Raw genomic sequence first — 4999 nt, 5'->3', positions numbered from 1 at the left:
GCCGGCGCCGCGGCCGGCCAGCATCACCGCCGCCTGGGCCGCCAGCGAGGTCGCGCCGACCCCGCCGCCGGCCTTCAGCAGGCTGATGATCTCGCCGCTGCGCTTGTGGGCCCGCCCGGTGTCGAGCCGGCAGAAGATCCGTTCCAGGGCGATGGCCAGGGTCGTGTCGCTGACCGGGGCCGGCAGCACGTCGGCCGCGCCCTGGTGCAGCAGCCGGCGGGTGGCGTCGATATCGGCGCCGCGCATGGCCACCAGAACCTCGATGCGGCCGGCGCTGGCGGCGATCCGCTGGGTCATGCGCTCGGCCTCTGCCGGGTCGGCGCCGTCCAGCCCGACGATCAGCAGGTCGAAGGTGTGGGCCGCGCGCTCGGGCCAGGCCCCCTCCAGCAGCCGGAAGGTCACGGCGGGGAACATCGCCGACAGCATGGCCACCGGCGGATCGGCCCCCAGGCCCGCCCCGCACAGGCCCACGCGCCAGGCGGTGGGGCGGTCGGGCGCGACCGGCGGCGGGGTGGTCTTCGGGCGGCCGAAGTGGAGCAGGCTCATGACAGGCTCTCTCCGCTGAGTGTCGACGTCATGGTGGGAAGGGTGAAGGGGGCGACGCCGAAGATCTGCAGGGCGGCGCTCTGGAAGGTCAGGCCGGTCACGCTGACGCTGACCAGCGGCTCCATGTCCGGGGCGTAGGGGTTGCCCACCTTGCCGATGCCGACATGGCGATAGGTGATGGTCACGTCCGCGGCGGTGATGTCGGGCTGGTAGGCCTGCATCTTGGTCAGCACCGCGGTGAAGGTGGTGTTGTCGAAGCCCGCCGAGCCGCCGCTGCCCTGCGTCTGGGTGCAGGTCGAGCTCGAGCCGGCGCAGCTGAAGGCCATGTCCGGCACGGTCCCGCCGCCGCCATAGGTGGCCGTGCCGTCGTAGGTGGCCATGTAGGTCGAGACGATCGGGCTGACCACGGCCAGGCGCGCGCCCTCGCGGGTGGCGGTCTTGGCGGTGTTGATGGTCCAGCCCAGCCGGCCCATGTCGATCACCGCTAGCAGCATCGCCACGAAGGCGAAGCAGACGAGGCCGAATTCGGTCGCCGTGGCGGCGCCCTCGTCGCGGGCCAGGCGCCCGATCATGGTCGGGCGGCGGGTCATTCGGTCCACGCCTGCTGGGCGCTGACCGTGAACGAGGTCAGCGTCACGCCCGTCAGCGGGCCGAAGGATTCGATATAGGGCGGGGTGGCGGAAACCTGGACGCGGGGCACCGAGGTCATGCCGTCGTAGCGGCCCGAATAGGTCCCGCCGGCGTTGCTGACGCACGAGACAGTCACCGTCACGGTGGCGTTGCTGGTCCAGGTGGCGATCAGGGGCGAGCCCGAGCCGTCCGCGGTGCCGGTGCGGGTCACGTTCTGCACCTTGGTGGTGTCGCCGGCGTTGGTCAGGCCGCCGCAGCTCATCGGCAGGCGGGCGGCGTAGCGGGCCGCGTCGCGCACCGACGAGACGGCGATGTGGTAGTTCCAGAACAGCCGCCCCGCGCCGACGAAGGCGAAGCACAGCAGCACCATGAACGGCAGCACCAGGGCGAACTCGACCGCCGCCGAGCCGCTGCGCCCGGCCAGAAGCCGGCGGAGGAGGGCGGGGCGGCTAGTCATAGAGACGCACCGAATAGAGCGTGGTCTCGGCGCCCACCGCCGAGGTGTCCGTGGTCGCGCCGATCACTTCCCCGTAGATCGAGTTGCTGACGGCCGGGCCGATCAGGAACAGGTCGACATAGGCGATGACGTGCACCGTCGAACTGCCGTGCACGTTGTCGGCGTTGCAGTTGACGATGACGGCCGAGATCGTGCGGCGGTCGGGGGTGACCTGCGCGCCGGTCTTGTTGCACTGGGGCGCGGCGTAGTCGTGCGAGCCGCTGGTCGCGGTCTGGCTGTCCGAGAAGGCGCCGGCGGGCTTGGAGATCGTCCCGCTCAGCATGGCCAGCTCCCACTTGTAGACCTGGTAGCGCGGGGGGGTGGTGGCGCCGGTCACCGGCGCCGGGCCATAGGCGTTCCAGCCCGTGCCGGTCGCGCCCGCGGGAACCTGCGGCGTGTAGGTGGTCGGGTTGATGCCCGAGTGGTTGGTGGCGAAGTACTGGGCGATGTTCCAGACGCCGCTGCCCACCACGCCCGACTGGTTGCAGTCGCGAGGCAGGCCCATGCCCGTGCTTACCGCCGCGCTGCTGGAGCAGCTGTTGCTGGGCACGGAGACGCTGGGCGTGCAGGCGCTGTTGCCGGCGTTGGTCTTGGCGCCGACCATGGTGTTCATCGCCGGCAGGTACAGAGGGTCGGTCTTCAGTCCGCTGGCCGAGGACTTGTAGATGTCGAAGCGGACGTTGAAGTAGTCGTCGGCCGAGGCGATGTTGCCGGTCTGGGTCTGCACCGTGGTGCCGAAGCACTCGGTCAGGGGCGGGTTGCGGCCCATGGCGTTCTTGACGTCGGCGGCGCCCGAGCCGACCGACAGGAAGCCGAAGTTCCCCGGTCCCCAGGCCCCGTTGCCGCCGGGCGGCGGGGTCAGGACGAAGTTCTTGCCGATATAGTTGTCACCGTCGAACACCAAACTGACGCTTTCGTTCGGATTGCAGATCATCAGCGGCGGCGACTTGCAGAGCGCCGTGCCGTAGCCGGCCACCGCCCGCGCCGTGGCGTTGAAGCCGGCCGCGCCGGTCAGCGCCCCGAACACCAATCCGCGGGACCGCGGCGCCAGGTTGATGCGGATGAACTTGGCGGTGGCGTCGGTGGTCGCCGTGACGTCCGGATCCCGGCTGGAGAGGAAGGTGATGTCGCTGGCGGCGACGGCGACGTTGCTCTCGTAGGTGTCGCCCAGGGCCTGGCGGTTGCTGACCAGGCTGCCCATGGCCGCCGTCTGGGCCCGCCCCATCGCGCCGCTCGTGCCGTCCAGCTGGCTGGCGCCAGCCAGGGCGGCGGCGTCGACGGCGTTCTCCAGTTCCGCCCGCAGCGCCAGGGCGCGGCTGACGTCGAAGGCCAGGCCGCCGATCGCCACCAGCCCGATCAGCGCCACGCCGGTCAGCGTGGCCACCGTGCCCGAACGGTCCTGGACAAAACGCCGGAAGAGGGAAGAAGCGCGCGACATGGTCAGTTGGCCGGACTCTTGGCCGCTCCCTTGTTGTCGATGCTGGAGGTGCTGGCCTGGACCGGCTGGATCACCTGGTTCTTGCCGTAGCGGGTGGCCGCCAGGGCCGCGCGGACCCCGTCGCCGCCCGGCTGCAGCACGCCTTCGTAGCGGGCCTCCGGATCGGCGATCTGGGCGGCGAGGTTGGACCGCAGCGCCACGCCGAAGTCGGGCGAAAGGTCCTTGCGGGCGTCGGCGCAGCCGGCGAGGGCGGCCCCGGAAGCGGCGAGCGACGCGGCGGCGAGCAGGATCCTATTGAAGGACATGGCCTTGAGGCGCATCGGCCCCTCCCTTGGACGTGGACGGCTGCTGGCTCGACTGGGTCTTGCCCAGCAGGAACAGCTCGGTGTCGGACGGCGGAACGAAGCGGTCGGCGGGCGTGGCCTGCCGGGCCCGCGTCGGCCGCACGAGATGCGGGGTGACCAGGATCACCAGCTCGGTCTGGTTGCGCTGGTAGCTGGTCGAGCGGAACAGCGAGCCCAGGATCGGCAGGTCTCCCAGCATCGGGAACTGGCGGATCTGGTCCTGATAGTCGTCGCGGATCAGGCCCGCGATCGTGAAGGACTCGCCGTCGCGCAGCTCGACCGTGGTCTTGGCCCGCCGCACCTTGATGCCGGGAATCCGTAGGCCGTTGCTGACGAACGAGGCGTTGGGGTCGATGCTCGAGACCTCGGGATTGACCACCAGGTTCACCAGCCCGTCCTGCAGGACGGTGGGGGTGAAGGCCAGGCCGATGCCGAACTGCTTGAACTCGACCGTGATCGTCGTCTGGCCGCCGCTCTGGTTCTGGGCCACCGGCACGGGAAACTCGCCGCCGGCCAGGAAGTTGGCGGTGTCGCCCGACATGGCCGTCAGGTTCGGCTCGGCCAGGGTCTTGACCAGGCCCTTGGTCTCCAGAGCGTCGAACAGCACGTCCAGATCGACGTCGCCGGCCCGCAGCGGGAACTTCAGCAGGCCGAAGGTGTCGGTCAGGGTGGTGGCCACCCCGGTGTCGCCGGTGCCGATGACGAAGTTGTGGTAGTTCGGCGAGGCCGGGTTGGCGGTGTTCATGTTCAGCCGCAGGGCCTTGGCCGTGGCGCGTTCCATCTCGACGATGCGCACCGACAGGGTGACCTGCTGGCTGCCCTGCACCGACAGCATGTTGACCACCTGGCCCGGCGCGTAGCTCTCGGCCAGGGCCGCGGCCCGGCCGGCGATCGCGCCGCTGCTGGCCGTGCCCGACAGCACGATCGACTGGTTGCCCGAGGCGACCTTCAGGCCGTCCTCGTCGGGCAGGGCCTCGCGCATCCGCTGGCGAAGGGTCTCGACGTCGGCGCCGACCACCACGTTGGCGGCGGCCACCAGCCGGCGACCCGGGCCGTAGGCCGTGAGGGTGGTGCCTCCCAGCTTCTTGCCGACCACATAGACCGACCGTGAGGTCAGCGGCAGAACGTCGGCGGTGTCGGGGTTGCCGATCATGATGTCCGTGTACGGAGCGGGCAGCTCCAGCACCTGGGCCTTGCCGACCGCGACATTGACCTCGACCTTGCGGACGGCGGCGTCGGAGAGGGCGGCGGGCTGGGCCTTTACGGCGGTCGGCAGGGCGACCGCCATCAGCGGCAGCAGCCCGGCCGCCGCGGCCAGCAGCGTGTGTTTCAGGGTCATGTGAGCGGATCCTGCGCCGCGCGCCGTCCTGGCGCCGCGGCTGGAGGGATGAGGAGCGGGCGCGGCCATGGTCTAGAGCCCCACCCGATAGCCGGTGGTCTCGACGCCGCGCGTCACGCGGACCTCGGTCGACATCGGCGGCATGGTCGTCGTCGCGGGACGGCGGACGGGCGGGCGGCGCGGCGCCGAGGCCCGCACCGGCGCGG

Annotated in this window: 6 protein-coding genes; all 6 read right to left on the bottom strand. The window is 71.0% G+C overall.

Annotation, left to right across the window (positions count from 1 at the left end):
* Positions 1-546: hypothetical protein (locus tag DMC18_RS08200; protein ID WP_199232552.1), on the bottom strand; the 546-nt coding region annotated here is incomplete at its 3' end.
* Positions 543-1136: a TadE/TadG family type IV pilus assembly protein gene (locus DMC18_RS08195; RefSeq protein ID WP_110119368.1), complete on the bottom strand. Its 594-nt coding sequence runs from the start codon at positions 1134-1136 to the stop codon at positions 543-545. The genes DMC18_RS08195 and DMC18_RS08200, both read right to left, overlap by 4 nt.
* Positions 1133-1633, bottom strand: coding sequence for a TadE/TadG family type IV pilus assembly protein (locus DMC18_RS08190; RefSeq protein WP_110119367.1), 501 nt, complete (start codon positions 1631-1633; stop codon positions 1133-1135). Before DMC18_RS08190 ends, DMC18_RS08195 begins: the two co-directional genes overlap by 4 nt.
* Entirely contained in the window at positions 1626-3110 is a 1485-nt protein-coding gene (locus tag DMC18_RS08185; RefSeq protein ID WP_110132832.1) for a TadE/TadG family type IV pilus assembly protein, read from the bottom strand. Before DMC18_RS08185 ends, DMC18_RS08190 begins: the two co-directional genes overlap by 8 nt.
* 2 nt (positions 3111-3112) lie before the next feature.
* Positions 3113-3430 carry a hypothetical protein gene (locus DMC18_RS08180; protein WP_110119366.1) on the bottom strand — a complete coding sequence of 106 codons (318 nt, stop codon included), beginning with the start codon at positions 3428-3430 and terminating at the stop codon, positions 3113-3115.
* Positions 3402-4793, bottom strand: coding sequence for a type II and III secretion system protein family protein (locus tag DMC18_RS08175; protein WP_158285880.1), 1392 nt, complete (start codon positions 4791-4793; stop codon positions 3402-3404). Before DMC18_RS08175 ends, DMC18_RS08180 begins: the two co-directional genes overlap by 29 nt.
* Positions 4794-4999: the final 206 nt, after the last annotated feature.

Origin of the sequence: Caulobacter sp. D5 (genome assembly GCF_003185805.1) — a bacterium.
Taxonomy (GTDB): Bacteria; Pseudomonadota; Alphaproteobacteria; order Caulobacterales; family Caulobacteraceae; genus Caulobacter.
Note: the sequence above shows the minus strand (reverse complement) of the source record. Positions and strands in the feature narration are given on the sequence as shown.